The sequence below is a fragment of the Streptomyces sp. yr375 genome, assembly GCF_900110755.1.
GTDB lineage: Bacteria > Actinomycetota > Actinomycetes > Streptomycetales > Streptomycetaceae > Streptomyces.
Genome location: NZ_FOFF01000002.1, coordinates 283,334 through 307,507 on the forward strand (window position 1 = coordinate 283,334; position 24,174 = coordinate 307,507).

At 71.3% G+C, this 24,174-nt stretch carries 20 protein-coding genes; 2 read left to right on the forward strand and 18 right to left on the reverse strand.

The window, feature by feature from the left end; all coding sequences use genetic code 11:
• Window positions 1–1,005: 1,005 nt before the first annotated feature.
• The 7 genes from BMZ82_RS03775 to BMZ82_RS03805 form a co-directional block, all read right to left on the reverse strand.
• The gene (locus tag BMZ82_RS03775; RefSeq protein ID WP_143098816.1) at window positions 1,006–1,740 is read right to left on the reverse strand and encodes a hypothetical protein; all 735 of its coding nucleotides are present in this window, start codon (window positions 1,738–1,740) and stop codon (window positions 1,006–1,008) included.
• A gap of 8 nt (window positions 1,741–1,748) precedes the next feature.
• Window positions 1,749–2,270: a phage tail protein gene (locus BMZ82_RS03780; RefSeq protein ID WP_093771588.1), complete on the reverse strand. Its 522-nt coding sequence runs from the start codon at window positions 2,268–2,270 to the stop codon at window positions 1,749–1,751.
• Between the two features lie 14 nt (window positions 2,271–2,284).
• A complete protein-coding gene (locus BMZ82_RS03785) occupies window positions 2,285–4,105 on the reverse strand; it encodes a phage tail sheath family protein (protein WP_093771590.1) in 1,821 nt (606 codons plus the stop codon).
• Window positions 4,106–4,308: 203 nt separating this feature from the next.
• Complete coding sequence (locus tag BMZ82_RS03790; RefSeq protein ID WP_093771592.1) at window positions 4,309–5,460, reverse strand: serine hydrolase; 1,152 nt, start codon at window positions 5,458–5,460, stop codon at window positions 4,309–4,311.
• Window positions 5,461–5,571: 111 nt separating this feature from the next.
• Complete coding sequence (locus tag BMZ82_RS03795; protein ID WP_093771594.1) at window positions 5,572–7,638, reverse strand: SpoIIE family protein phosphatase; 2,067 nt, start codon at window positions 7,636–7,638, stop codon at window positions 5,572–5,574.
• Window positions 7,639–7,739: 101 nt separating this feature from the next.
• The gene (locus tag BMZ82_RS03800; protein WP_093771596.1) at window positions 7,740–9,290 is read right to left on the reverse strand and encodes an esterase/lipase family protein; all 1,551 of its coding nucleotides are present in this window, start codon (window positions 9,288–9,290) and stop codon (window positions 7,740–7,742) included.
• Between the two features lie 15 nt (window positions 9,291–9,305).
• Window positions 9,306–9,530, reverse strand: a complete 225-nt coding sequence (locus BMZ82_RS03805; RefSeq protein ID WP_107487634.1) for a hypothetical protein — start codon at window positions 9,528–9,530, stop codon at window positions 9,306–9,308.
• Between the two features lie 222 nt (window positions 9,531–9,752).
• Here BMZ82_RS03805 and BMZ82_RS03810 point away from each other — a divergent pair, with 222 nt between their 5' ends.
• Window positions 9,753–10,523 carry an AfsR/SARP family transcriptional regulator gene (locus BMZ82_RS03810; protein ID WP_371271043.1) on the forward strand — a complete coding sequence of 257 codons (771 nt, stop codon included), beginning with the start codon at window positions 9,753–9,755 and terminating at the stop codon, window positions 10,521–10,523.
• Window positions 10,524–10,569: 46 nt separating this feature from the next.
• Here BMZ82_RS03810 and BMZ82_RS03815 read toward each other — a convergent pair whose 3' ends face one another.
• Window positions 10,570–11,589, reverse strand: a complete 1,020-nt coding sequence (locus BMZ82_RS03815; RefSeq protein ID WP_143098817.1) for a hypothetical protein — start codon at window positions 11,587–11,589, stop codon at window positions 10,570–10,572.
• 60 nt (window positions 11,590–11,649) lie between these two features.
• Here BMZ82_RS03815 and BMZ82_RS03820 point away from each other — a divergent pair, with 60 nt between their 5' ends.
• Window positions 11,650–13,332 carry a leucine-rich repeat domain-containing protein gene (locus BMZ82_RS03820; protein ID WP_093771604.1) on the forward strand — a complete coding sequence of 561 codons (1,683 nt, stop codon included), beginning with the start codon at window positions 11,650–11,652 and terminating at the stop codon, window positions 13,330–13,332.
• Window positions 13,333–13,346: 14 nt separating this feature from the next.
• Here BMZ82_RS03820 and BMZ82_RS03825 read toward each other — a convergent pair whose 3' ends face one another.
• The 10 genes from BMZ82_RS03825 to BMZ82_RS03870 form a co-directional block, all read right to left on the reverse strand.
• The gene (locus BMZ82_RS03825; RefSeq protein ID WP_093771606.1) at window positions 13,347–14,963 is read right to left on the reverse strand and encodes an MFS transporter; all 1,617 of its coding nucleotides are present in this window, start codon (window positions 14,961–14,963) and stop codon (window positions 13,347–13,349) included.
• Window positions 14,964–15,056: 93 nt separating this feature from the next.
• Window positions 15,057–16,502 (reverse strand): DUF2252 domain-containing protein, encoded by a 1,446-nt coding sequence (locus BMZ82_RS03830; protein ID WP_093771608.1) that lies wholly within the window; start codon window positions 16,500–16,502, stop codon window positions 15,057–15,059.
• A 30-nt stretch (window positions 16,503–16,532) separates the two neighbouring features.
• Complete coding sequence (locus BMZ82_RS03835; protein ID WP_093771610.1) at window positions 16,533–16,859, reverse strand: carboxymuconolactone decarboxylase family protein; 327 nt, start codon at window positions 16,857–16,859, stop codon at window positions 16,533–16,535.
• A 190-nt stretch (window positions 16,860–17,049) separates the two neighbouring features.
• Window positions 17,050–17,628 carry a TetR/AcrR family transcriptional regulator gene (locus tag BMZ82_RS03840; RefSeq protein WP_093771892.1) on the reverse strand — a complete coding sequence of 193 codons (579 nt, stop codon included), beginning with the start codon at window positions 17,626–17,628 and terminating at the stop codon, window positions 17,050–17,052.
• Between the two features lie 41 nt (window positions 17,629–17,669).
• Window positions 17,670–18,839: a pyridoxal phosphate-dependent aminotransferase gene (locus tag BMZ82_RS03845; protein ID WP_093771612.1), complete on the reverse strand. Its 1,170-nt coding sequence runs from the start codon at window positions 18,837–18,839 to the stop codon at window positions 17,670–17,672.
• Window positions 18,840–18,865: 26 nt separating this feature from the next.
• Entirely contained in the window at window positions 18,866–19,663 is a 798-nt protein-coding gene (locus tag BMZ82_RS03850; RefSeq protein WP_256251741.1) for an SDR family oxidoreductase, read from the reverse strand.
• A gap of 68 nt (window positions 19,664–19,731) precedes the next feature.
• Entirely contained in the window at window positions 19,732–20,736 is a 1,005-nt protein-coding gene (locus tag BMZ82_RS03855) for a 5-oxoprolinase subunit C family protein (RefSeq protein WP_093771616.1), read from the reverse strand.
• Window positions 20,733–21,479, reverse strand: a complete 747-nt coding sequence (locus BMZ82_RS03860) for a 5-oxoprolinase subunit B family protein (RefSeq protein WP_093771618.1) — start codon at window positions 21,477–21,479, stop codon at window positions 20,733–20,735. The genes BMZ82_RS03855 and BMZ82_RS03860 overlap by 4 nt, the downstream gene beginning before the upstream one ends.
• Before the next feature lie 29 nt (window positions 21,480–21,508).
• Complete coding sequence (locus tag BMZ82_RS03865) at window positions 21,509–22,327, reverse strand: LamB/YcsF family protein (RefSeq protein WP_093771620.1); 819 nt, start codon at window positions 22,325–22,327, stop codon at window positions 21,509–21,511.
• Window positions 22,328–22,362: 35 nt separating this feature from the next.
• Window positions 22,363–23,739, reverse strand: a complete 1,377-nt coding sequence (locus BMZ82_RS03870) for an MFS transporter (protein WP_093771622.1) — start codon at window positions 23,737–23,739, stop codon at window positions 22,363–22,365.
• Between the last annotated feature and the right edge of the window lie 435 nt (window positions 23,740–24,174).

Below are 24,174 nucleotides of genomic sequence, written 5' to 3' on the forward strand. Positions count from 1 at the left end.
GAGGGCGCGGTGGTGCGTTCCGCCGTGTCTCCGGCGTGGCCAGATGCCCGCTGGACGAGGCCGGGTCACGCGGTGCGGCGTCCTTGACCTGGGAGGACGGGCTCGGCTTGCGGCGCGCGGTCGCCTCGGTGGCGCGGGGCGTTGCCGGGGTGCCCGGTGAGGTGTTCTCGGCCTCGGCCTCGGCCTCGGCCTCGTGAGATGCGGTGGGGCGGACGTGCTGCGAGGTGCCCTCGATCTGCGGGGACGGGGCCGTGCCGTGAGATGAGCTGGCCTCGGCTGGCGGAGGCGTGGCAGGGCTGTGGGGTGACGTGCGCTGGAGTGTGCGTGGCGTGGCCGAGTCCCGGGGCGGCGCGGATGGCTCCTGGGGCTGCGCGGCCGGTGCCCGACGCGGCGCGCTTTGCGCCTCGGGTGGCGCGAGGGCGGCTCGCCGGGATGTGTCGGGCGTCGTCCTTGGAACGGCGACCGGGCTGCTGTCCGCTGACGTGGCTCGGGGGGAGGCGTGCGGTGAGGGTGCCCCGGCCTTGGGCGGAGTTGTCGTCGGACCGCCGTGTGGGGACGGGCTCTTGGCCTTAGGGTGCCGGCTCGGTGTCTGTGGCGAGACGGCGGAGTTCTCACCGATCGCCTCGGCGCTCCGGCCCGGCGCGTGGCGCGGTGTCACCGGTGTGGTGCGGGGAGTCGGCCGTGCCCGTTCCGCGCCCTGGGGTGTGTGCCCCGGGAGGTCCGCACTCGGCGTGGGGCGCGCGTCAGCCGTGGGAACGGGAACCTCCACGGCTGGCCCCGCGCCGAGCAAAGAAGAGGAGTGCACGGAGACGTCCGACTCACCGGCCACGCCGACCTCTTGAGCCGCACCGGCATCCGCAACACCCGTACCCGCTTCCCCCACCGGCATGTCACCGCTCGGCACATCACCGCTCGGCAGGCGTCGTGCGCCCGGGTCGAAGATGTTCGGGGTGAGCGGCCTGAGCCGGGGCCCTGGTGCCCGCAGTACCCGGTCCACGAAGTCGTTCATCCGGCGCTCGCCTCCAGATAGAACTGCCGCCGCGCCGGACTGATCGACAGCACGTCGGCTTCGGACCAGCCGTAGGCCCGCGCCAGAGAGTGCACCTCGTGCAGCAACTTGCGTGCGTAGCCGGAGACTTCGGTCCACAGATGGTCGCCGATGTCGAGCGCGGCCTCCCAACGGTGCGCGCACTGCGGGCAGTTCAGCACCAGTACGGTGTCGGCCCCCGGGTCGAGTTCCGGGAGCAGCCGGGCCACCTGTTCGAGAACCTCTTCGGACAGGTCGTCGTCGACAGGCGGAGGACTGACGTGTACGACGCACCGGCGCAGCAGGCTGCGGCGCGCCCGGGGCGTGGTGGCGTCGACGGCCCGGACGTCGCGGCCGGTGAGGGCCCGGTACGTGACCGTCATACCGTCTGTGGTCAGCGTCGCCGTAGCGGGACTTGGACCCGCACCGGCGTCCGAGCCCACCGCGCAGGGCCGCAACTCCTCGGCCCCGACGGTGACATCGAGGCTGTCACCGCACTGCGGGCAGTCCGCCGCGCAAGGCAGCGCGTCACCGAACGCGCCGCGACGCAGCTCCAGCAGAAGGGCGTTGACGGCGCTCAACGGCAGGTCCGCGACGTCCTGACCGGGCGGTGCCGCCACCGAGGCGAGCAGGAGGGAGCGGGCCGCCGGGGTACCGCCGAGCCCGCCCTCCCACACCTCGAGGACGTTCGCCTCCGTCAGCCGACGCGGCATGCGGTCCGTCACCCGGCGGTGTCGCTGAACTGCGGCTCCTGCGGCGGGTTGGTGTGCTCCCGCACCCAGCCGTGGTGCTCCACCTTGATGTGCTCGAAGGCGACGGCGTTGGACCCGGCGTCGAGTTCGGGAAGCCCCTGGTACTCGGAGACCCAGGCCTCGTGGACGGAGTAGGACAGCACCTGCTGCCCACCCTCGTCGAAGACGTCGATGACGAGGTCCCGTCTGAAGTCCTTCAGGGAGGTCTCCAGACCGCCCGCCGAGTTCTTCAGGCTCCAGACCCGGTTGGCCCATTCCTCGAAGGCGGTGTCGATGGTGCAGCCGCGCTCCAGGGTGATGGCCTCGTACTCGGTGCGACCGGGCAGCTTACGGCTGGTGCCCGGGTCGCCGCCGTCGCGGTGCCGGATGACCTCCGTGGTGCGTTTGAGGCCGCTGACCTTGCTGATTCCGGCGATATAGGCGGTCTCCCCGCTGAACTTCACCCGGAAGCGGAAGTTCTTGAAGGGGTCCCGGCGCGTGACTTCCGGCATCGGTCGTCCTCCTCCTAGACCTGGATCTGTCCGGCGAGCTGCTGGATGTGCACGATCACGAACTCCGCGGGCTTCAGCGGGGCGAAGCCCACGTGGATGTTGACGATGCCGCGGTTGATGTCGTTCTGCGGGTTGGTGTCCTTGTCGCACTTGACGAGGTAGGCCTCCTGGGGAGTCCGGCCCTGGAACGCGCCCGCGCGAAACAGCGAGTTCATGAACGCGCCGACGTTCAGCCGGACCGACGCCCACAGCGGTTCGTCGTTCGGCTCGAACACCACCCACTGCGTGCCCCGGAACAGGCTCTCCTCGATGAAGAGGGCCAGCCGGCGCACCGGGAGGTACTTCCACTCGTCCGCGAGCCGGTCCGCCCCGCGCAGGGTGCGGGCTCCCCAGGCGACCGGTCCGGCGGCCGGCAGCCGCCGCAGACAGTTCACGCCGACCGGGTTCAGCCGCCCGATCTCCAGATCGGTCAGCGGCACTTCGAGATCACTGACCCCGCTCAACGAGGCGTCCGTACCGGCCGGCGCCTTCCACACACCCCGCTGGACGTCCGTCCGCGCGAGCACGCCGGCCATCACGCCGCAAGGCGGGAAGGGCTGGAGGGTGCCATTGAGGAGCGGGTCGGGGGAGAGGATGCGGGGGTAGTAGACCGCCGCGTTCTTGTCGGCTTCGTCGCCCTGGACTTCTACGAGCTTGTCGAGGACGGTGTCCAGGCCACCCGTCCAGCTCGGGGGCGGGTCGACCAGAAGGATCGCCCGGCGTTGGACGCACAGTCTCTTCGCCTCGCCCCGAAGGGACGCCGCGTTGTCGCCGAGCAGGTGGGCGTCGGGCAGACACAGGATGTTGAAGATGTCCGTCTTCAACAACTGGTACAGCCCTGTCTTCTGGGCCGGGTCGCCCCTGTACGCATTTGCGTCGGGGGGAGTCTTGTCTCCCGCGGCGCCGCCGCCCCCGGTCGGGGCGTAGTAGGTCGGCTGGGCCCCCGGTGGCTGGTCCTCCGGCGCGACCTTGAACGGATCGGGACCCTTGTCTTTCGGCGCTGGCGAGTTCTCGAGCGGCACCGCGAAGGGGGAGGAACTGGGGACCACGCGGACCAGCCGCGAAGACGCGAGGAGATGCTCCAGATTCTGCGGACTGTCCTGCTCGACGCTGACGTTGAGGTATCTCTCCTCGGCGCCGGTCTCCATGTCACGGACCGTCAGGTTGAACAGCTTGCGCTGCTCACCCTTCGGTGTGGGCTGCGTGTCGTGGTCGACCCGGGCTCGGAGATTCAGCCCCCATCGCCCCGGAGAGGCGGCGATGAGGACAGGGGTGTTGGGGGAGCCCACGTCGGCGCGGGCGGGGGGCGCTGCTTTGGTGCTGCTGCTGCCGCCCGCGTCGCCCGCGCTCCGCTTCTTGTTCTTGTCGTCGGAAGCTGAATCATCTCCCGAGGTGCCTGCGGGACCAGCGGCTTCCCCGCCCTCGCCCGCCGCTGCCGCAGCGGGTGCCGGTGCGGGCGCGGGCGACGACGGGGTGGGCCCCTTCGTCGACTGGCCGGCCGTGAGGGAGAAGGAGACCTGTTCCTCACCGGCCTTCGCGATCCTGACGATCTCGGCCTCGCTGCCACCGTTCAGATAGAACTGGTAGACCGCGTAACTCATCGGGCAGTTCGACTGCAGTCCGCCGAAGACGGCCTCGTAGTCGGCCCAGCCGGTGATGTGCACCGGCCGGTCGGCCGGGCCGCGCGGCGCGTAGCCGACGAAGGCGGCGATCGAGGTCGCCACCCCCGTGATCGTTCTGACGGAACTCTTGACCTCGTCGATGTACACGCCCGGATAGGTGGCGTTCACCGGCATGCCGGCCCCTTTCTCCATCCTGGACGCGCCTGTCCCGGCGGGGCCGGGCAGTGTGCGGGCGGACCGGGGCCGCGGGCGTCGACCTGGAAGGACGCTGGTCGTGATCCGCGTTCACCGTATACACACATAACGTGACACGGCGCTCCGAACGGGCATCGGCTGCGGCGACCAGGTGAAGAGGCGGCCGTCTGTCGCTTCTCGCGTCAGCAGACCGGCACGCCCGGCAGTTGGTTGTCGGGTGACCGGACGTAGATGTTGGTGAGGTAGCCGCCGTACAGCGGCAGATAGGCCCACCAGTCGTTGGCGTACGGCGGCACCTCGACCCGCTGGCCCTGCTTCTGGCAGCGGATCAGCACCTCCACCCCCGCCGGGAGCCTGGTCAGTTCGGCCGAGGAGGTGGTCGTACCGGCGCGGACGCGTACGTCCGAGCCCCAGGTGCCGAACCACGTGCCGGTCGGCCGCACGCCCCCGGGCACGTTCAGGGACCGGACCAGCCGGTTCAGGTTGGTGTACGCGGCGCCGAACGTGGTGCTCGTCGGCTGGAGGGTGAACACGGCGACGATCGTGCGGTCGCCGGCCCCGACGGTCCCGGTGCTGTGCAGCGCCCGCTGCGTCAGGTCCACGTCGCCCGCCCGGACGCCCGGGGCACCCGCGTCTCTACCCGTGACGGCGGCCGTGTCGGAACAGCTTCCGGAGTCGCCGAAGCCCGACCAGCCCTGCTTCACCGCCCACGGCCGTTCGAACGACGCCGGGATGCCGAAGCGCTGGTCGAACCCGTCCGCGCCGCACCGCGCGGACTGCCGCAGGTCGCCCATGACCATGGTGCGGACCGGCTCGGGGGCGCTGTCCAGGAGGTAGCGGTAGATCCGTACGGTGTCGGCCGCCGACAGCGCCGTGTACCCCCAGAACCCCGGATAACCGGCCGGCGGCCCCGCGGTGTCGGCGAGGCCGAGACGGGCGACCATCCGGTCGACGATCGCGCTGCCGCCGTTCTGCGCCCAGTAGTACGAGGCACTCGTGTCGTCGCTGGCCCGCAGCATGGCGTCGAAGCGGGCGCGGTCGGCCGCCGGGAGGCTGTAGTCGGGGCCGCGGTTCCACAGGTGGTCGAGGGCGATGAGCAGCTTGACGACCGACGCGGAGCGGAACCGCGTCCGGGGATTGAGCTGTTCGGTGAAGGTCGCGGTCTGCCGGTCGAAGACCGCGACCCCCGCCGTCACCCCGGGCGGCACCTCGACCGCCCGCACGGCGGCCGGCGCGGACGCGTGTGCCGGGGCCGCCGCCACGCCGACCAGCACCGCCGCCAGAACACACCACCTCAGGACGACCGCGAGTCTGTCCCGTACTGACGCGTACATCAGAAATCCCCCCACCCTCGTGTGCCCGGACCTTCGTGCCCGTGGAGCCTGGGAGCAGTGAACGTCGTCACCGCTCCCGCGTGAACCTCAGACATACGAGGGTCATGGGACTTACAGGGCGCGGGCGACGAGCAGGGCGACGTCGTCGTGGTCGTCGGGGTGGCGCAGGCCGTACAGCAGGAGGTCGCAGATCTCCTCCAGGGGCCGTTCGGGTTCGTCGAGGAAGGTGAGGAGGACGTCCAGGCGGTCGTCGATGGAGTGGTGCCGGGTCTCGACGAGGCCGTCCGTGTAGAGGACCAGCAGGTCGCCGGGGGCGAGGTCGGTCGTGGTGGTCTCGAAGGGGACGCCGCCGACGCCGAGCGGCGCGCCCGAGGGCAGGTCGAGCAGTCTGGGCGGGTGGCCGGGGCCGGTCAGCGCGGGCGGCATGTGCCCCGCGTTGGCCATGCGGCACCGCCGGGTACGGGGGTCGTACACGGCGTACAGGCACGTGACGATGTAGTGCTCCAGATCGCAGGTGATCTTGTCCAGGTGCTGGAGCACGGCGCCGGGGTCGAGGTCCAGGTCCGCGTAGGCGCAGGTGGCGGTGCGCAGCCGGCCCATGGTGGCGGCGGCGTCGATGCCGTTGCCCATGACGTCCCCGACGACCAGCGCGGTCTTGTCGTCGGTCAGCGGGATGACGTCGTACCAGTCGCCGCCGACCTCGCTGGTGGCCTGCGCGGGCTGGTAGCGGGAGGCGAGGTCGAGGCCGGTCTGATGCGGCGCGTGGTCGGGCAGCAGACTGCGCTGGAGGGTGAGGGCGGTGTTGCGCACGCTCTGGAACCAGCGGGCGTTGTCGATGGCCACCGCCGCCCGCCCGGCCAGCTCACCGGCGAGGACGACGTCGTCCTCGTCGAACGGCAGCGGGTTGCGGGTCCGCTTGAGGTCGAGCGCGCCGAGCACCTCGCCGTGCGCGATCAGCGGCACGGCGAGATACGAGTGGACCCCGGCGCGGGCCAGCAGCGAACCGGCCTCCGCGTCCCGGGCGATGCGCGGGAGGTCGTCGTCGCCGACGTGCCGCACCAGCACCGGCCGGCCGGTGTGCACGCACAGGGTGACCAGCCGGTCGCCGTCGTAGGCGGCGAGGTCGCCGGGCGGGTCGGCGGCGCGCAGCGCCACGGTGGGGTGGGACGCCTTGAGCGCGAGGGCCCGGAACAGCTCCGGGCCGTCGTCCGGCCGGCGCGAGCGGCGGCAGGCCAGCGCGGAGTCGAGGACGTCGACGGCGACCACGTCGGCGAGCTGCGGCACGGCGATCTCGGCCAGCTCGCGGGCCGTCCGGTCCACCTCCAGCGTGGTGCCGACCCGCGTCGAGGCCTCGGCGATGAGGGCGAGGCGGCGGCGGGCCCGGTCGGCCTCGGCCGCCGCCCGGTGCCGTTCGGTGACGTCGACGACCGAGGCGGCCGCGCCCAGGACCCGCCCGCCGGGGTCCTCCAGCCGGTAGAAGGACAGGGACCAGGCGTGTTCGCGGTCGGGGTCGGTGGGCGGCCGACCCACGTGGTACTGGTCGAGCAGCGGCGTGCCGGTGGTGAGCACCTGACGCAGCGCCGACTCGATGGTGTCGACGTCGGGCAGCGGCAGGGTCTCCCGCAGGCCCCGGCCGACATGGTCCTCGGCGGGGATGCCGTCGATGCGCTCCAGCGCCGGGTTGACCAGGAGATAGCGCAGGTCGGGGTCGAGGAGGGCGAGCCCGATCGGAGACTGGGTGATCAGCCGCTCGCACAGGGCGAGGTCGGTCTCGACGCGCTGGAGCAGGGTGTGGTCGGCGGCGATGCCCAGCGCGTACACGTCCCCGTGATCGTCCTGGAGGCGCATGTTGCGGAACTCCATCAGCCGGCTGCCGCCGTCCCGGTGCCGGACGGGGAACGTGCCCGCCCAGCTCCGGCCGGTCTCCAGCACCTCCGTGAACAGCCGCACCACGGCTTTCAGGTGTTCGGAGTGGATGAGCAGCCGCGCCGCGTACTTGCCGAGCGCCTCGTCGGCCGTGTAACCGAACAGCTCCTCCGCCTGCGGGGTCCAGAACACGATGCGCCCGTCGGCGTCGAGGACCATCGCGGACACGCTCAGCATGTCCAGCAGACCGGTGGGCGCGGACGTCTCGGGCTGGTACGCGTCACCGGCGGACCGGACGGGTTCGGCTGTCATCGCGGATCCTCCTCCAGCCCTTCCATGCTCCCTCCCCCCGGGCGCCCGGGGAAGCGGAGCGCAGTCCGCGGGAACCGCCGCCGCGCCGCTGACCGGGCCCGTCAGTTCCAGGGGGACACGGTGAGCCGGATCCGCGCGTTGTCGCCGAGGATCTTCTTGGTGGTGGCGGGCAGCCTGATGCCGGCGACCCAGGTGCCGACCTCGGGGTCCTCGTCGGCGAGGACCGAGCCGGTCTGCACGTACTCGCTGATGGGGCCCTTGATGGCGGAGTTCCAGGTGGCCCGGAGAGCGGGAGCCCCGTTCTCGTTGCCGACGTCGACGACGAGAATGTCGTCGAAGTCCGCCGTCTGCTCGATGTGGTCGTGGAAATCCAGGAAACCGTTGTCCTGTTTACGCAGCGACAGGATCCGCAGATGCAGCGCGTACCGCATGGAGCCGGAGCCGTTGGGACTGGCCAGTCTCTCGCACAGGAACGTGTGCGCCAGCGGCACCGCCCCGTCGGAGTCCGCGCCGGGCTCCCCGGGAACGCGCTCCGGGAGAACGCGCTCGGTTCCGTTCTGCAGTTGGATCGGACACCACTGGGCGCTCTTGCGCTCATGCATCACAATCTGCAGACCGCGCACCGACAGTCCGACCTCCGCCTGCCAGGCCGTGTCCTTCCGCAGCGGAATCTGGTGGTCGACGAGGTCGGCCGTCACCTCCAGGTCGCCGAACAGGAAACGCCGCAGATTCTGGTAGCCCTCCTCGGAGTTGACGAGCCCGTACCGTCCGCTGTGGCTGCGGTGCACATAGGCCCGATGCGCGCCGGGGACGTACGCGTTGTCGATCTGCACCAGGCCGTCGCTGCGCGGCCCGACGACGGCGGACGAGAGCCCGAACGCCACGTCGTAGTCGGCCGGATCGGTGCCGACCAGGCAGAACACCTGGTCCAGGGGGAAGGCGGACGCCGGATCGGCGGCGGCCATCGAGCGTGGATCCCAGCCCTTCTTCGGCTTCTGCTTGGCGGTGGCGCCCGGCGTCAGATACTGGAACATCCGCTCCGGGCCGAAGATCTCCGCGCCGTTGACGCCGATCGCGTCCCGCAGCCGCTCCAGCATGCCGAAGCCGAAGTCGAAGGTGATGCCCCCGTGCGGGGTGCCGTAGGTGAAGAGCTTGGCGACGACGTCGGTGGGCTTGCGCCCGGCCTCCGGCAGGATTTTCTGCAGCAGACAACGGCAGATCAGACCGCCCATGGAGTGAGCGACCAGATAGACGCCACTGGCCCCCGACTTCGTCGTCACCTTGTCGATCAGCGTGAGCAGATCGGCCGCGGCGTCCTCCATACGGAATTCCTTGGGATGCCCTCCCCAGGTACTCGCCGACGGATCGTAGAACCGGTGGATCCAGATGGTGTTCGACGGAATCTCGGGCTGGGTGTCCAAATAGACTTCCTGGCTGCCCTCGACGAGGATCTGGTACTCCTCGTCCATGTGCAGGCGCAGCAACGGGCTTTCGAACTGGTAGAAGTCCGGTTCGTCGTCCGGACCGACACGGATGTGCGTGGAGCCCTCGTTGAATCCGTAGAACGGATCCGACACCGCGTTGTTGATGGCCGACTGGCCGCCGGCGAATCCACGGACGTAAATGATGGGGAGTTTCGGCGAATTGGCCATGGGGTTCCGTCCGGGTCAGCATTCATTGACGTCCGGAAGCCAGGCGTCCGGGTGGTCGATGAAAAGGGTGGAGAGAAAACACGTCACCGTCACTCGCGTCGGCCCCGGCAGCACGGCGACGACCGGAGCGTCCAGCCGGGGCAGCGCCCGCACGCCGTCGGCCGCGACACCGCGCCCCGGGAAACGCGCGTCGATCCGATACCGAAGGGTCTCCGGACTGTTAGCGACTCGCCAGGACATCACGCCCTCCTCGACTGGGGATCAATGGGGATGAAGTCGTGGTCGCCGCCGCCCAAGGTACGCAACCGCCGTCAGCGCGGCGTCATCCCGTCGTCACCGGCCCCTGGGCCGACGGAGTTGCAGGGCCTGTGCGGGGGGCCGAAACTGAGGGAAGAGGGAGGCCTCCCCGACGGACGGCACGCCCCGGCGTGGCACGACACTGTGAGCGAGGCGATCGCGTTGGTGTCCCCTCCTCCCCGGCTGCGGTTGCTCGGCCAGTTCCGGCTGGACATCGGTACCGAGACCGTCGAACTGTGCCGCAACGGCCAGCGGCTCCTGGCGTACCTGGGACTGCGCGGCCGGGTCTCCCGAACGGTCCTCGCCGGCACGCTGTGGCCCGAGGTCACCGAGGAGCACGCCAGGGGCAGCCTGCGCACGACCCTGTGGAAACTGCCGCGCGGGCAACCGCCGTTGATCGGGTCCTGCGGAGACGCGCTGCTCGTCGCCCCTGCCCTGCGGGTGGACGTCCACACCCTCGCCCGGACGGCACTCGGCGTCGTCCAGGGCTGCGGCCCGCCCCCGACTTCCCGGCCGCCGCTGGGACTTCTGGTCGGCGAGGACCTGCTGCCGGGCTGGGACGAGGACTGGATCCTGCTGGAGCGCGAACGCCTGCGGCAACTGCGGCTGCACGCGCTCGACGCACTGGCCGAGGCCCTCATCCGGCAGGGGCGACCGGCCCTCGCGATCGAGGCGGCGTGGGCGAGCGTCCGCGCCGAACCCCTACGGGAGAGCGCGCACCGGGCCGTTGTGGCGGCGCACCTCGCCGAGGGCAACGTCGGCGAAGCGGTACGCCACTACGACGCGTTCCGCAGGCTGCTGTACGAGGAACTGGGCGTCGAGCCCTCCCCCCGCTTCGCCCGCATGCTCCCCGAGCGGCCACCGGCACGGACGTCGCCACCGGGCGGACGGCATCCGGGTCGCAACGACCTCGGACTCGGAGCCTGGCCGGGGTGACGCCCCCGCCCCGCACACCCTCCGCGCCGAGAACCCCGCGCCCGCCTCACCCGGCGACCGACCGCACCCACAACACGTCCACGTCCACGGGATCGACGCGCACGCCGTACCCGGCGGCGGCCAGGGCCTTGGTGTAGCGGGTCAACTCCGTTGCGGGATCCAGGGTTTCCGGCGCGCCCGGGGTGCCGGGTGTACCTGGTGTGCCGGGTTCGTCCGGCTCGTCGGCCTCGCAGAAGTACACCTCGTACGGCTCGTCGTCCCGGCCGGGGTCGACGACGAAGCCGTCGTCCCAACGGTCGTGCTCCCGGCACCCGGCCAGGCGCAGAACCTCGCGGACCGCGTCGGCGGGGGACCGGGGAGCCCGTGTCTGCCGATCGGCCGTGCGCAGCAGGGATCGTCCGGCTTTCATCGCCGTCAGGATCGCTCCGCCGTCCAGATCCCAGAAGTCGGGGTCGAGGGCGCGCAGTGCCCGGGTCGAGCGGGAACCGACGTCCGGCAGGAGCCGCCCCTCGAGGTCGCAGACGTACCCTGCCCAGCCGCCCACCTGGACCCGCGCCGGGTCCGCGATCCTCAGGAAGTTCCCGGCGGTGCACAGTTCGGCGGTCAGTCGGCCGTGGAACTCGGTGAGGTGCTGCTCGGTGACCACGACCTCGGCGCGGGCGTCGCCCTTGACGACCGTGCGGCCGTGGTTGTAGACGCCGGCGAGGGTCTGCGCCACGTGGAGGTCGCCCTCGACGAGGATCTCGCTGCCGGCCGTGGCGAGGTTCCTGACTCGTACGTCGCCCCGGACCAGCAGGAACGGGCCGAAGTCCCACTCCAGGTTGGTGATCCGGTCGGCGACCGAGAGATCACCGTCGACCATGACCCCCAGGAACGCGTCCGGGGAGGTCTTCGACAGCCCGCACCAGGCGTCGAGACGTGTGTGGTCGAGCGGCAGGCTGTCCAGGGTCGTGTCGCCGGTGAGGACGACGACCTCCGCCGCGTCGTTCGCACCGAGGGGGAACCGGGACCGGATGCCGAAGCGCTCGTCGGTCTCCGGGAAGGGGACTGCCTCCATGTGCCGCACGCCCGTTGGTCCTTTCCCGCGCGCACTGTGCTGTCAGTGGCGATCGTTACTATCCGGAGCATGAGCACAGAACCTTCACCAACCGCCGCCTACCGTGTCATCACCGCCGCCGAGGCGGAGGAGCGGTTCGGTGTCTCGGCCGACGTCAGCCATCCGTACCAGGACCTCGCGGCCGAGCAGGAGATACGCCTCTACGAGGGCGGGCTGCGGGTCGAAGGCGGTCTGGACGCGGAGCCCGACGGCGACTGGGTACCGTACAACACGATCGTCGACGGAGACCTGACGGTCGGCGGCGACCTGGAGTGGTGGGATTCGGCGAGCGGCAACTTCCTGCTGGTCACAGGCAGTCTACGAGCCCGCAACGTGCTGCTGTCCGGCTGCCCGGACGTGGTCGTGCGCGGCGACCTGACCGCGTCCGGCACCATCCAGGGCAGCTACGGCGACGACGGCGGAAACCTCACCGTGGCCGGTGACACGCACGCCCAGGCCGTCATCAGCTCCCTCTACTTCGTCATGTGCTTCGCCGGGCGGCTGGACGCACTCCTCGTCGCCGACCCCTACCGCGTCAACCTGCCCGTCGACTTCACCGACGACGAGCTGGACGACCTCGTCCTGCCCGGACTCCTCGGCAAGGACGACACCGCCGACGAACGCGCGATCAGCGCCGCCCTGCGCGCCGGGGAGCCGGTCCTGCGCCCCGGCATCCGGCCCCGGCACGTGGTGGCGCTGGAGGAACTCGACGCGCTGCTGCCCCGCGCCGCGGAGATCACCGAACTCGACCTGTCCGACCGCGGACTTCGCCGGCTCCCCGAGCAGCTCCACGCCTTCCCCCACCTGCGCGTGCTGTCCCTCGCCGGCAACGACGCCCTCGGCACCGGCAGCGGCACCGGCGGCACCGGCGGCCTGGACGAGCGCATCGGCGAACTGACCGCCCTGGAAGAGCTCGACCTCTCCGGGACGGGTCTCACCGCCCTCCCGGAATCCATCGGACGGCTGCGCGACCTGCGCGTGCTGAACATCTCCGGCAACGAGCTCACGGCACTGCCCGAGCGACTCGGCGACCTGCCCCGGCTGGAGACCCTCCGCGCCGCCGGACTGTGCTGCGCCGTCCCCGACGCCGTCGCCCGGCTGAGCACCCTGCGCGAACTGGACCTGTCGAACCTGCAACCCGGCGAGTACAACGAACGGGTCGCCTTTCCGCAGCCCGTGACCCGGCTGCCCGCGCTGCGCTCCCTCGACCTGTCGGACGTGTTCCTGGAGACGCTTCCCGACGAGCTGCTGGCGCTGACCGCCCTGGAGGAGCTGAACCTGAGCGGCTCGCTGTCGGCCCGCCTCCCGCGCCTGCCCGACCTGGCGAAACTGCCCCGCCTGCGCGTCCTGCGGCTGAGCGGCGGCACCCGATGGTCCTTCCAGCCCGAACCCGGCCGCGAACTCCTCGCCGGCGTCTGGCGGATCACCACCCTGGAACACCTGGAGATCGACCGCTGGGGCGAGAAGACCGCCCGCGACGAGGTCATCCGCACCGCGTTCACCGCACTGCCCGACGACGCGTTCAGCCGCATGCCGGGGCTGCGCCGCATCGGCCTGTCCTTCAACGAACTCACCACCCTGCCCGAGTCGTTCTTCGAGCTGCGCCACCTCGAAGCGGCCGACCTGCGGCACACCGCCCTCGACCGGCCCACCACCGACCGCCTGCGCACCGTCTTCCCCGACTGCCGACCGGACCTGCGCGACCCTTCCTGAGCCGGGCGACGCGGCTACGGCTCCGTCGAACGGGGCTGGGTCTTCGGGATCCGGTTCGTGAAGAACAGCGCGAGGAGCGCGGTGAAGGCGAGGATGGCGAGTGCGGCGCGCAGCCCGTCGATCCTGGCCTCGGTGTTCGCGTCGAGCGCCGCCTCCGTCACCGCGTCGCTCGTCCCCGCCTCGGCGAGGGCCGACTCGAGCTGGGCGTCCGACAGGAACGGCACACCGCTTTGGAGTTCGACGCTCGCCCGGCTCTTGACCTCGGCCGGGATCGCCGGATTCTGGTCCACGCTGGTCAGGAAGGACATCGTCAGCGCGGCGATCATGATCGACCCGGCGAGCGCCGTACCGATCGAGGCCCCGAGGTTGGTCACCGCGTTCTGGACGCCGCCGACCTCCGCGCTCTGCGACTCGGGCACCGCGGACACGGTGACCGACCCGAGCTGGGACGCCAGCGCGCCCATCCCCAGCCCGATCAGCAGGAGCGGGATCGTCACGATCTCCGCGCCCGCGTCCGCGTCGAGCGCCGCCATCAGGACCAGCGCGCCCGCGAGCAGCGCGAGGATCCCGAGCCGCACCACCCGCCGCGGCGAGACGTCCGGGAAGAGGCGGGGGATCAGGACGGCGGCCAGCAGCAGCGTCACGGAGAGCGGCAGGATGCGGGCACCCGTCTTGAGCGCGGACAGGCCCAGCGCCACCGACAGATAGAGCGGTACGACGAAGAACACGCCCATCTGGACGAGGTACTGGAAGAAGAACATCGTCAGCCCGCCGGTGAGCTGCTTGTTGTGCAGCATGGCCGGGTCGACGAGCGGCTCCGCGCGCCGCCGCACCATGCGCGCCTCCCAGCGGAGGAACAGCCAGACCAGCAGCAGACCGGCCAGCATCAGCCACACGACCAGCGAGACCCCGAGCCACGAGGGCGCGTCGGGCTTCGGCTTGAACCAGCCCCATTCGTCCGACCGGAGCACACCGTAGACGAAGATCCCGAGCCCCAGCGCGGACAGCACCGCGCCGACGAGATCGATGCGCGGTCGCGCGCCGACCGGCGCGTCGGCGATACGGCCGGCCAGCACCAGGATGCCGGCCACCATCACCACCTCACCGGCGAACACCCACCGCCAGGAGAAGTACGTCGTCGCGACGCCCCCGATGAGCGGCCCGACGGCGATCGCCACGGCCCCCGCGGCGGCGACGAGACCGTAGGCGGCGGGACGGCGTTCGGCGGCGAAGTTGCTCGCCACGAGCGCCACGATCGCCGGCAGGATGAGCGCCGCCCCGAGCCCTTCGAGGAACGCCCAGCCGAGCAGCAGCACGGGCAGGTTCGGCGCGAGCGCCGTGGTGAGGGAGCCGCAGCCGTAGACGGCGCAGCCGATCATGAAGGCGCGTCTGCGGCCGATCAGCGCCCCGACCTTGCCGCCGGGGATCATGAACATGGCCATCACGAGGGTGTAGGCCGTGATGGCCCCCTGGATGCCCGTCACGGTCGTGCCCACGTCCTCGGCCACCGTCGCGATCGAGACGTTCATGACCGAGCTGTCGAGCGCCATCAGGAACTGACCGGCCGCGAGTGCCAGCAGCACCACACGCGTCGTCGCCGGACCCTCGCTCGTGCCTGCTTTGGGTGCCATGGGGCGAATCGTCCCAGGCGTCCGGGACGGCGCGATCCACGACCCGCCACAGAGGTCGACCGGTTGGTGGACCTCTGGCCGGGGCCGTCAGGCTCAGGCGGCCAGCGGCAGTTGCTCCGCGGGCAGGCGGCCCGCGCGTACGGCGTCGACCAGGGCCTGGTGGTCACGCTCGTTCTGGTCGGCGTACGCCTCGGCGAAATCGGCCAGCGCCCGGTCGAACGCGTCGCCCTTGCCCAGGTACGCGGCGATCGCGATGCGGTCGCCGGACCGCGCGTGCGCACGGGCGAGGGTGACCCCGCACAGTTCACCGAAGGCCTTCATGCCGATCGGCCGCATGTTCTCCGGCTCGGCGATGCCCTTCCAGTCGCGCAACTGGCGTACGTAGAAGTCGCGTTGCTTGCCGTCGATGCCGTCCACCCGTTCCCAGCCGAGGAAGATGTCGCTGGTGGCCTGCATCAGCCGCTGGCCCGACACCACCCGTTCGCCCTGGTTGCGGTACCGGCTCGCGCCGACGTGGGCGGCGAGTACGGAGGTGTCGGCCTCCTTGGCCTGGAGGAACAGGGGGTCCTGGTTGTCCCGGCCCAGCAGCAGGAAGATCCAGCACCGGGTGCCGACGCTGCCGACGCCGACCACCTTGCGGGCGACGTCCGCGAGCCGGTAGTCCTCCAGGAGGGCGCGCCGGTCGGAGGCGAGAGTGCGGCCGTACCGCTCGACGAGACCGCGGAACTGGCGCTCCAGGGCGTTGCGTTCGATGTCCGGCAGCAGGTCGCCGGCCGGGATGAGCAGCGGGGGGTCCGCCGCGATCCTGGGCCGGCCGTCGACCGTCTCGGTGAGCTTGTCGAAGGCTTGCAGGCTGTCGCGGGTGCGGGCCTTGGCCATGGCGCGGGCCAGGTTCTTCTGACCGCGGTGGTGCAGCCGGCCCGCGGCCAGGGACTCCAGGAGATCCGCGTCGATCTTCGCGTACCAGACGTCGAGGCTGCGCATGCCCGCGAAGCGGATCATCGCCTCTCGGTAGGCGCGGACGGTGGCGCCGACGATGTGGGCGCGCTCGTCGTCGTCGAAGCCGTTCGCCCGGCCGGCGATCACGAGGCTCGTCGTCAGCCGTTTGACGTCCCACTCCCAGGGACCCGGCAACGTCTCGTCGAAGTCGTTGATGTCGAACATCAACTGCCGCTCCGGCGAGGCGAGCAGCCGGAAGTTCAGCAGGTGCGCGTCCCCGCACAACTGGGCCGTGAGTCCCGAGCGCGGGGTGCCTGCCAGGTCGGACGCCATGATCGCGGCGGCGCCCCGGTAGAAGCGGAACGGGGACTCCATCATCCGGCCGTAGCGGATCGGCACGAGCTCGGGCACCCGCGCCGCCGACTGCGCCTCGAGGATCCCCAGCGGGTCCGGCCGGTCGGAGGCCGGCCGGTACTCGGCGTGGCCCGACCGCGGCGACGCGCGCCGCGCGGCCTTGCCGAGCGCCGTGCGCTCCTCGGGCGTGGTGTGCGGCGATGCGCGCATCGCCGTGGTCGCGTTCTGGGACTGGGACTGGGACATCGAAGACCCTCCTGCCTGGTCCGGCGGCCGTCAGCCCTGAGCCTCGTCCTCGGCTTCGGCGACGGCGATGGCGATGCCCAGCGCGGCGGTGATGTTGCCCGCCGCCGTCATGACCCGGGCGGTGCCCACGATGGGCGCGACGGCCACCAGGACGTCCTGCAACTGCTCGGCGGTCAGGCCCGTCCTGAGCGCGGGGTCGATATGCGCCAGGTAGGAGACGGGCGGGGCGTCCGAGGCGGCGAGCGCCGCGATACGCGTGAGGATGAGCAGATCCGGAGCCAGCCCGCAACGCTCGACGGAGTCGACCGTCATGGCGGCGAGGGTGTCCAGGACAGGGGTACGCGATGCGGTGGACATGATGTGTGCCTTCCCTGGGGGTTACCGGGCCCGGGGATTCCCTCCAACCCTAGAACGCATCCGCCCCCGGCGCATAAGGAGCCCCGGGGCCCGAGGCCCGTGGCCTCCGGTGACACGCGGTACGGCCGGGGCGGGCGGGGCCGGACTCCCAGCCCGTCCCGCCCGCCCGTCCGCCCGGCCGTACGACGTCTCAGTCGGGTTCCGGGGTGGACCAGCCGATCAGGGCGCCGCGTAGGGCGGCCACCAAGCGGGTCGCCGCCTCGTTCTCGGTGTGGCCGGTCTTGATGAGGTCGAGGATGTCGCGGGGGTCGAACAGGGCGTTCCACAGGTACAGGGCTTCGTCGCCCAGGTCGCCGAGGCCGAGTTCCTCGGTCGTCTGCCGCAGTGGCTCGGCGAGCGCCTCGGCCTGTGGGGCGAGGTAGCCGGTGCCTTCGCGCAGCCGCTCCAGATAGCCGCGGTGCGAGCGCATCTGCGCCATCGCGCCGCCGTGTTCGAGCACCAGCGACACCCAGTACCGGGACACCGCGTCGAGTCTCGCCATGCCCCGGGTGGTCTGCCGGGCGCTGAAGTCCTGTAGTTCGGAGCCCACTTGGGCGCGGAAGGCGTGCAGGATCTCCTCGACGGACGAGAAGTGGCGGTAGGCCGTCGCGGTGGACACCTCGGCGTGCTTGGCGATCTCGGCGAGGCTGACGGGCGTCGGCGAGTTCTCGAAGAGCCGCGCCGCCGCCTTGATGAGCTGTCGGCGGTTGCGCTCGGTGTCACTGCGCATGGGACGCATGGGACGACTCCTCGCCTCGGACGGGACAGCGGTCATCGTAGGGCCGCGAGACCGTCGGCCAGCCGGCGGACACCCTCGGTGATGGCCTGCGGACCGGCGGCGTACGACAGCCGCAGATGTCCCTCGCCCGCCGCGCCGAACTCGCTGCCGGGCCGCACGGCGACCCCGTGCGCGCGCAGCGCCGCGACGACGTCCACGGAGGGCAGGTCGACGTCGTAGCGCGGGAACTGGTAGAACGCGCCCTCCGCCGCGCTGAGGGTGAGGCCGGGGACGGCGGCCAGCTCGCGCCGCATGATCTCGCCGCGTTCCACGTACGCGGCGCGCATCCGGGCCACGTCCTCGTCGCAGCTCCGCACCGCGACGAGCGCGGCGTCCTGGATGACGGTGTTGACCGAGCCGTTGAAGGTGTTGTGGATGCGCGCGGCGGCGTCGATGAGCGACGGCGGCCCCCAGAGGTAGCCGACGCGCCAGCCGGTCATGGCGTAGCTCTTGGAGAACGTCTGGCAGTAGACCGTGCGCTCGCGCAGACCGTCGATCGAGATCGCCGAGGTGAACGGCCGCCCGGTGTAGTCGAGGTCGGAGTACGCCTCGTCGGAGATGACGATCGTGGCGGTGCCGTCGAGCAGGTCGGCGAGCGCGGTGAGCTCCTCGCGGCTGTGCACGATGCCGGTCGGGTTGACCGGGTTGCAGAAGACGAAGAGCTTGGCGTCCGTCAGCGCGTCGGCGAGCCGGTCGAGGTCCCAGTGCAGGTCGGGCCCGAGCGGCACGGGGACGACGGTGCCGCCGGCCATCGCGACCAGGTCGGCGTACAGGGAGTAGGTGGGGTCGGGTACGACCACCTTGTCCCCGGGGTCGACCATGCCGAGGATCGCCGCGGAGAGACCGGCGGTGCCGCCCTGCGTGATCAGGATGTCGGCGGCGGACACCGGCGCCCCGGCGATCCCGGTGAGCTTCTCGGCGAGCGCGTCGCGCAGGGCCGGTTCGCCGCGCAGCGGTGAGTAGTGGGTGCGCCCGGCGCGGAGCGAGGCGTGGGCCGCCTCGGTCACCTGAGGGGGCGTGTCGAAGTCGGGTTCGCCCATGGCGAGGGAGACGAGGTCGCCCTTGGACTGCGGCTGCTGCGTCCGGCGGGAGGCCGCCTCGATCCGGGCGACGGCGGTCGCCGGGCCGAACAGCGGGGGGTGCGTGGTGACGGTGGGGGGCATGCCCTCTCCTCCTGGTAGTGGGATGTTCAGGCCTGCGGCGCGGCGCCGGCGGGCGCGCCCGCCCAACGGCTGATCTCGAGGTCGCCCGAGGTGTCGCGCTGCCGGGTGGGGGCGACGACGATCTCCTGGAGGACGACGCGCTGGGGCAGGGCGACGGCCAGCCGGATGGCCTCGGCCACGTCCTCCGGCTGCACCATGTGGGCCCGCTCCTCCGGCTTCGGGGGCCGGGCGCGGTTGTCGAGGATCGGGGTGTCCGCCTCGCCGGGCAGCACGGTGATCGCCCGCAGCCCCTGGTTGCGGAACGTGTTGTGCAGGAACGTCATGAAGTTGCGGACACCGGCCTTTGCCGCACCGTAGGCCGCGCCGCCGAGCAGGTTGGGGGTGACCGCGGCGAGCGAGGAGACGGTGACGATGGTCCCGGCGCCGCGCTCCAGCATGTCGGGCAGGACGGCCTGGCTGAGCTGGAAGACCGCGGTGAGGTTGACCTCCAGTACCTCGCGCCACTCCTCGTGGGGGAGCCACTGCGGGTTGAGCACGGACGACGCGCTGCCCGCGTTGTTCACCAGGACGTCCACGGGGCCCAGTTCGGCCCGCACCCGCTCCAGGACCCGGGTCACGTCGGCCGCGCGGGTGATGTCGGCGGCCAGGGCGAGGGCGGTGCCGCCTTCGGCGCGGATCGCGGCGGCGACGGCGTCGAGCGCGTCCTGCCTGCGGCCGACCAGGACGACGGCGGCACCGTCCCGGGCGAGCAGCAGCGCGGTCTCGCGGCCCATCCCGCTGCCGGCGCCTGTGATGAGTGCGGTTGTGCCGTTCGGCGTCGCCACCGGTCCTCCTCCATGAGTCATGCGTGAATGGACCATACGAGAATGAAACGTCAAGTGAGAATATCTTCTCAGTTCGTGTCGGGCAAGGGGACCCGGAAGCCGAGCGCGCCGAACGCCTCGGCGGTCGCGTGTCCGAGGGCGCGGACCTCGGCCTCGCGGTGCGCGAAGCGGCGCAGCGCGCTCTCCCGGTCGGTCCACCGGAACCGCAGCCGCCGCCCCGGTGCGGCCTGCCCGAGCAGGGGCAGGGACACCCGTGCGGCGACCCCGACGATGGGGTAGCCGGCGGTCAGGCTCCGGTACCGGCCGAGGACGATCAGCTCGTCCGCGTGCGGGATCTGGAGTGCTCCGATGGGCACGCCGTGGGACACGATCTCGGTGTCGGAGTCCGGGTGGCGCACCGGTCCTTCGAGCCGCAGTCCGACGTGGTCGGAGCGCGGGGTGACGGTGTACGTCGCCTCCTCGATCACCTCGCGGATCCCGGGGATCGTATGGATCCCGTGGCCGGGGACGACGTCGACGACCCAGGGGCCGTCGTCGAAGCGCGGGACGGGCACGGGGAGCCGGAACAGCGCCGGCTGGAACGGCCGGCGGCCGAAACCCCGGAACTCCGTGTCCAGCAGGACGCGCGAGCCCCGGGCGACGGTCTGCCCGAACCCCATCCGGGGGTCCGGCGCGGCGCTGCCCAGCAGGGTCGGCGTGTTCAGTTTTCCGTGCACGGCCAGATAGGTGCGGGCGCCGCGCGCCAGGTCGCTGCGGACCCGGACCTCGTGTCCCGCCGGCACGACCAGCGGCGACCAACTGTCGGCGGGGCAGCCCGCGACGGTGACCAGGGCGGGGGCGCCGGTCACCGCGAGCAGGACGTCGGCGTCGGGCACGAGCGCCAGTTCGCCGCCGAGGTTCTCGATCAGGGTCGCCTCGCGGGGGTTGCCCACGAGGAGGTTCGCGACCGTCGCCGAGTGCTGGTCGGCCGCGCCGCCGGTGGGGACGCCGCGCCGCTCGGTGTCGCGGCGGCCGAGATCCTGGAACGTGGTGATCCAGCCGGCGGAGGTGATCTCCAGCGCCACGGTGTTCATACGGACTCCTCCGTCGGCAGCAGGAAACCGGCGTCCAGCGCCGCCGCCTCGGCCCGGCTGACGGGGACGAAGCGCACGGTGTCGCCGGTGCCGAACGAGACGGGGTCCGGGCGGGAGATGTCGACGATGGTGTGCGGGGTGCGCCCGACCACCCGCCAGCCGGTCGGGCCGGGGAACGGCTGGATGATGGCGTTGGTCCCGGCGATCATGATGGCGCCGGGGGCGACGTCGGTGCGCGGCTCGGCCCGCCGGCGTACCGGCCTGGGCAGTTTGAGCCCGTCCATCATCGGGGCCATCGCCGCGCCGAGCAGCGCGATCGTGAACGTGGACCCGGCGATCGCCTCGACGACCTCGGCCGAGGTCAGGCCCGTCTCCTCGGCGACGGACGCCAGATCGGGCCCGTCCTCGTCGTCGAAGACCACCGGGATCGCGAACGCCCGCACCGCCCGCGAACCGGCGGAACCGGCCGGACCGTCCGACGGCGACGGCGCCCACCGTGCCACCAGACGGGCCGCGTACTCCACGTGCGGGAGCGCGGTTTGCAGCGGGTCGAACTCGATGAGCAGGGATTCGAGACCGGAGACGACGTCGAGCACGCCGTGCGGCCGGTTCGCCAGGAACCGGTCGCGGAAGGCGACGATGCCGGCCCTGCGGACGGCCTGGTCGGTGTGGGGGATGGTCACCATCACCGCCGAGTCCCCGAAGGGCTCGACGGTGACGGCGCCGTACGGTGCTGTGGTCATCTGGTCATCGCCTGATCGTGCGCCCGGCCTCAGCGCGCGAGAGCGGCCTCCGCTCCCTTCGCTGCCTTCTCGGCGAGGACGTCCCGCAGGCCCGTGACGTTGATGCCCTCGGCGTCGAGCGCGGCCCGCAGGGCGATGCCGTTCGCGAGGACGGACGGGTGGTCGCCGTGCAGGAGCAGGACGTCGGCGTCGTGGCCGAGCGGCACCACGTTGCCGTCGACCGAGAGCACGGTGCCTTCCCGTACGACCTGCGCGGACCGGCGGCCGATCAGCTCGGGGTCGTGGATCAGACCGCCCTCGTGCGAGCGGGACACGGGCATGCCGTCGTCGCCGTAGCCACGGTCGGCGAGGAAGACGTAACCGACCTCGAGACCGCGCTTGCGGGACTCCTCGGCGAGCAGCCCGCGCTGGCAGATCACGATGTAGTCGGTGTTGTACGCGGCGATCGCGTCGGTGATGGCCCGCGCGTGCTTGGCGTCGGTCTGCGCGATCGAGCCCATCCGGCCGTGCGGGGCGACATGGCTGATGGTGCCGCCGTGCACCCGCGCGAAGGCGTCGAGCGCGCCGAGCTGGTAGAGGACGTCGGTGCGGATCTCCTCCTCGGTCGCCTCGATGAGCCGGCGGCCGAAGCCGACGAGGTCGGGGTAGCCGGGGTGGGCGCCCAGTTCGATGCCGCGCTCGACGCAGTCGGCGACGGTCTTGTCCATGATGCGCGGGTCGCCGGCGTGGAAGCCGCACGCGATGTTCGACGAGGTGACGAGCCCGAGCAGGGCGCCGTCGTCGCCGATCGTGTAGTTGCCGAAGCTCTCGCCGAGGTCGGCGACGACGGCGACGGAGTTGATACCCATGCTTTCTCCTGGTGTGTGGGGGCGGGTGAGGCGGCTCAGCGGGCCACGAGGGGCCGGCCCTTGGTCTCGCGCAGGAAGGCGATGGTGACCAGTGTGATCAGCGCGGTGATGATGGCGGCGAACGCCGGCACCAGGTTGGAGCCGGTCGACTTGATCAGCTCGGTCATCAGCAGCGGCGCGCTGCCGCCGAAGATGATCGTCGAGATGCTGAACCCGATGCTGTAGGCGGAGTAGCGCACGCTGGTCGGGAACATCTCGGCGAGCACGGTGTGCACGACGGCGGCGTGCCCGGAGAAGGCGATCGCGAGCACGATGGTGCCGATACAGGCGAGCCCGAACTCACCCGTGGTGATGAGCCGGAACATCGGGTACGCGACGACGGCCGTCGCGACGGCGGAGATCGTGAGGACGGGCTTGCGGCCGATCCGGTCCGACAGCCGGGCCATGAGCGGGATGCAGACCGCGATGGCGACCAGGCTGAACGCGGTGACCGTGAGCGCCCGCAGCATCGAGAAGTTGTGCTCGCCGAGCGAGGTCTTCAAGTAGGTCGGCATGTAGACGAACAGCAGGTAGTAGCCGGGGCCGTTGAGCGCCGGCAGGAAGATCGTGAGGGCGATCGCCTTCAGGTGGCGCTTGGAGGTCAGGGCCTCGCGCAGCGGGTTGCGCGCCACGGTGTTCTGCGCGCGCAGCGCCACGAAGTGCGGGGTCTCCTCCAGTTGGCGGCGGATGTAGAAGCCGACGTAGCCGAGCGGGACGGCGAGCAGGAACGGCACCCGCCAGGCCCACGAGGTCATCGCGTCGTTGCCGAGCGTCGTGATGAGGATGGCGGAGAAGGCGCTGCCGAACATCAGGGCGATGAACGAGCCGACGGCGATGAAACTCATCATGTAGTTGCGGCGCGCGTCCGGCGCGTACTCGCCGACGAAGGACATCGCGCCGGCCACCTCACCGCCGGCGGAGAAGCCCTGGAGGACCCGGAGCAGGACGAGCAGGGCGGGCGCGGCGACCCCGATGACGCTGTGGGAGGGGATCAGGCCGATGGCCGCGGTCGCCCCGGATATCAGCACCAGGAGGGTGGCCAGCAGGCTCTTGCGCCCGATCCGGTCCCCGAGGTAGCCGCAGATCACGCTGCCGAACGGGCGGGCGATGAAGCTGATCAGGAAGCCGACGTTGGTGAGGAACAGCCCGCCGGCCTCGGCTTCTCCCATGATGTTGAGCGCGAGGTAGGTGACGAGCAGGCCGTAGATGCCGTAGTCGTACCACTCGACGAAGGATCCGACCGCGCCCGCGATGGTGGCCTTGCGGACGACCTTGCCGTCGGCGGTGACGACGTCGACGGCTGCCGCGTCGGGCTTCTCCGACGCGGTCTTGGGGCGATCTGAAGTGGTGTCGAGCCGATCTGACGTTGTCATTCGCGTTCACTTTCGGTGTCGCGGACCCGGGGACGGAGTCCTGAGAGACATGCGTGGAACGTGGTCGCTGCCGGCGGTCGATCCAGTGCCGAGGGGCACCCATATGTTGTGGGTCCTGTGTGGGGAAGGCGGTGGCGCCTCGGGGGGTCGCGTGGCTCTGCGGCGGGTCATCACAACGCCGGAGCCGAATGCGACTCGAATCGCGAATGAGAATAGATTCGCATTCTGAGCGCGGTCAAGGATCTGTGTTGCCCCCACGTTAACCTTCCGCTTCCATCGCGCTCCCGGTCTCGTCGCCGCCCTCCGCGCAGGCCGTCGCCGCGCAGGTCGCCCCTTGTCTTGCGGCCCGGATGCATGCAGACTGACCCCCAAAACGCGAAAGCTTTCTCGTTTTCCGGACGGGATCCACCCCAGACCCACCCCCTCCACCCAGCC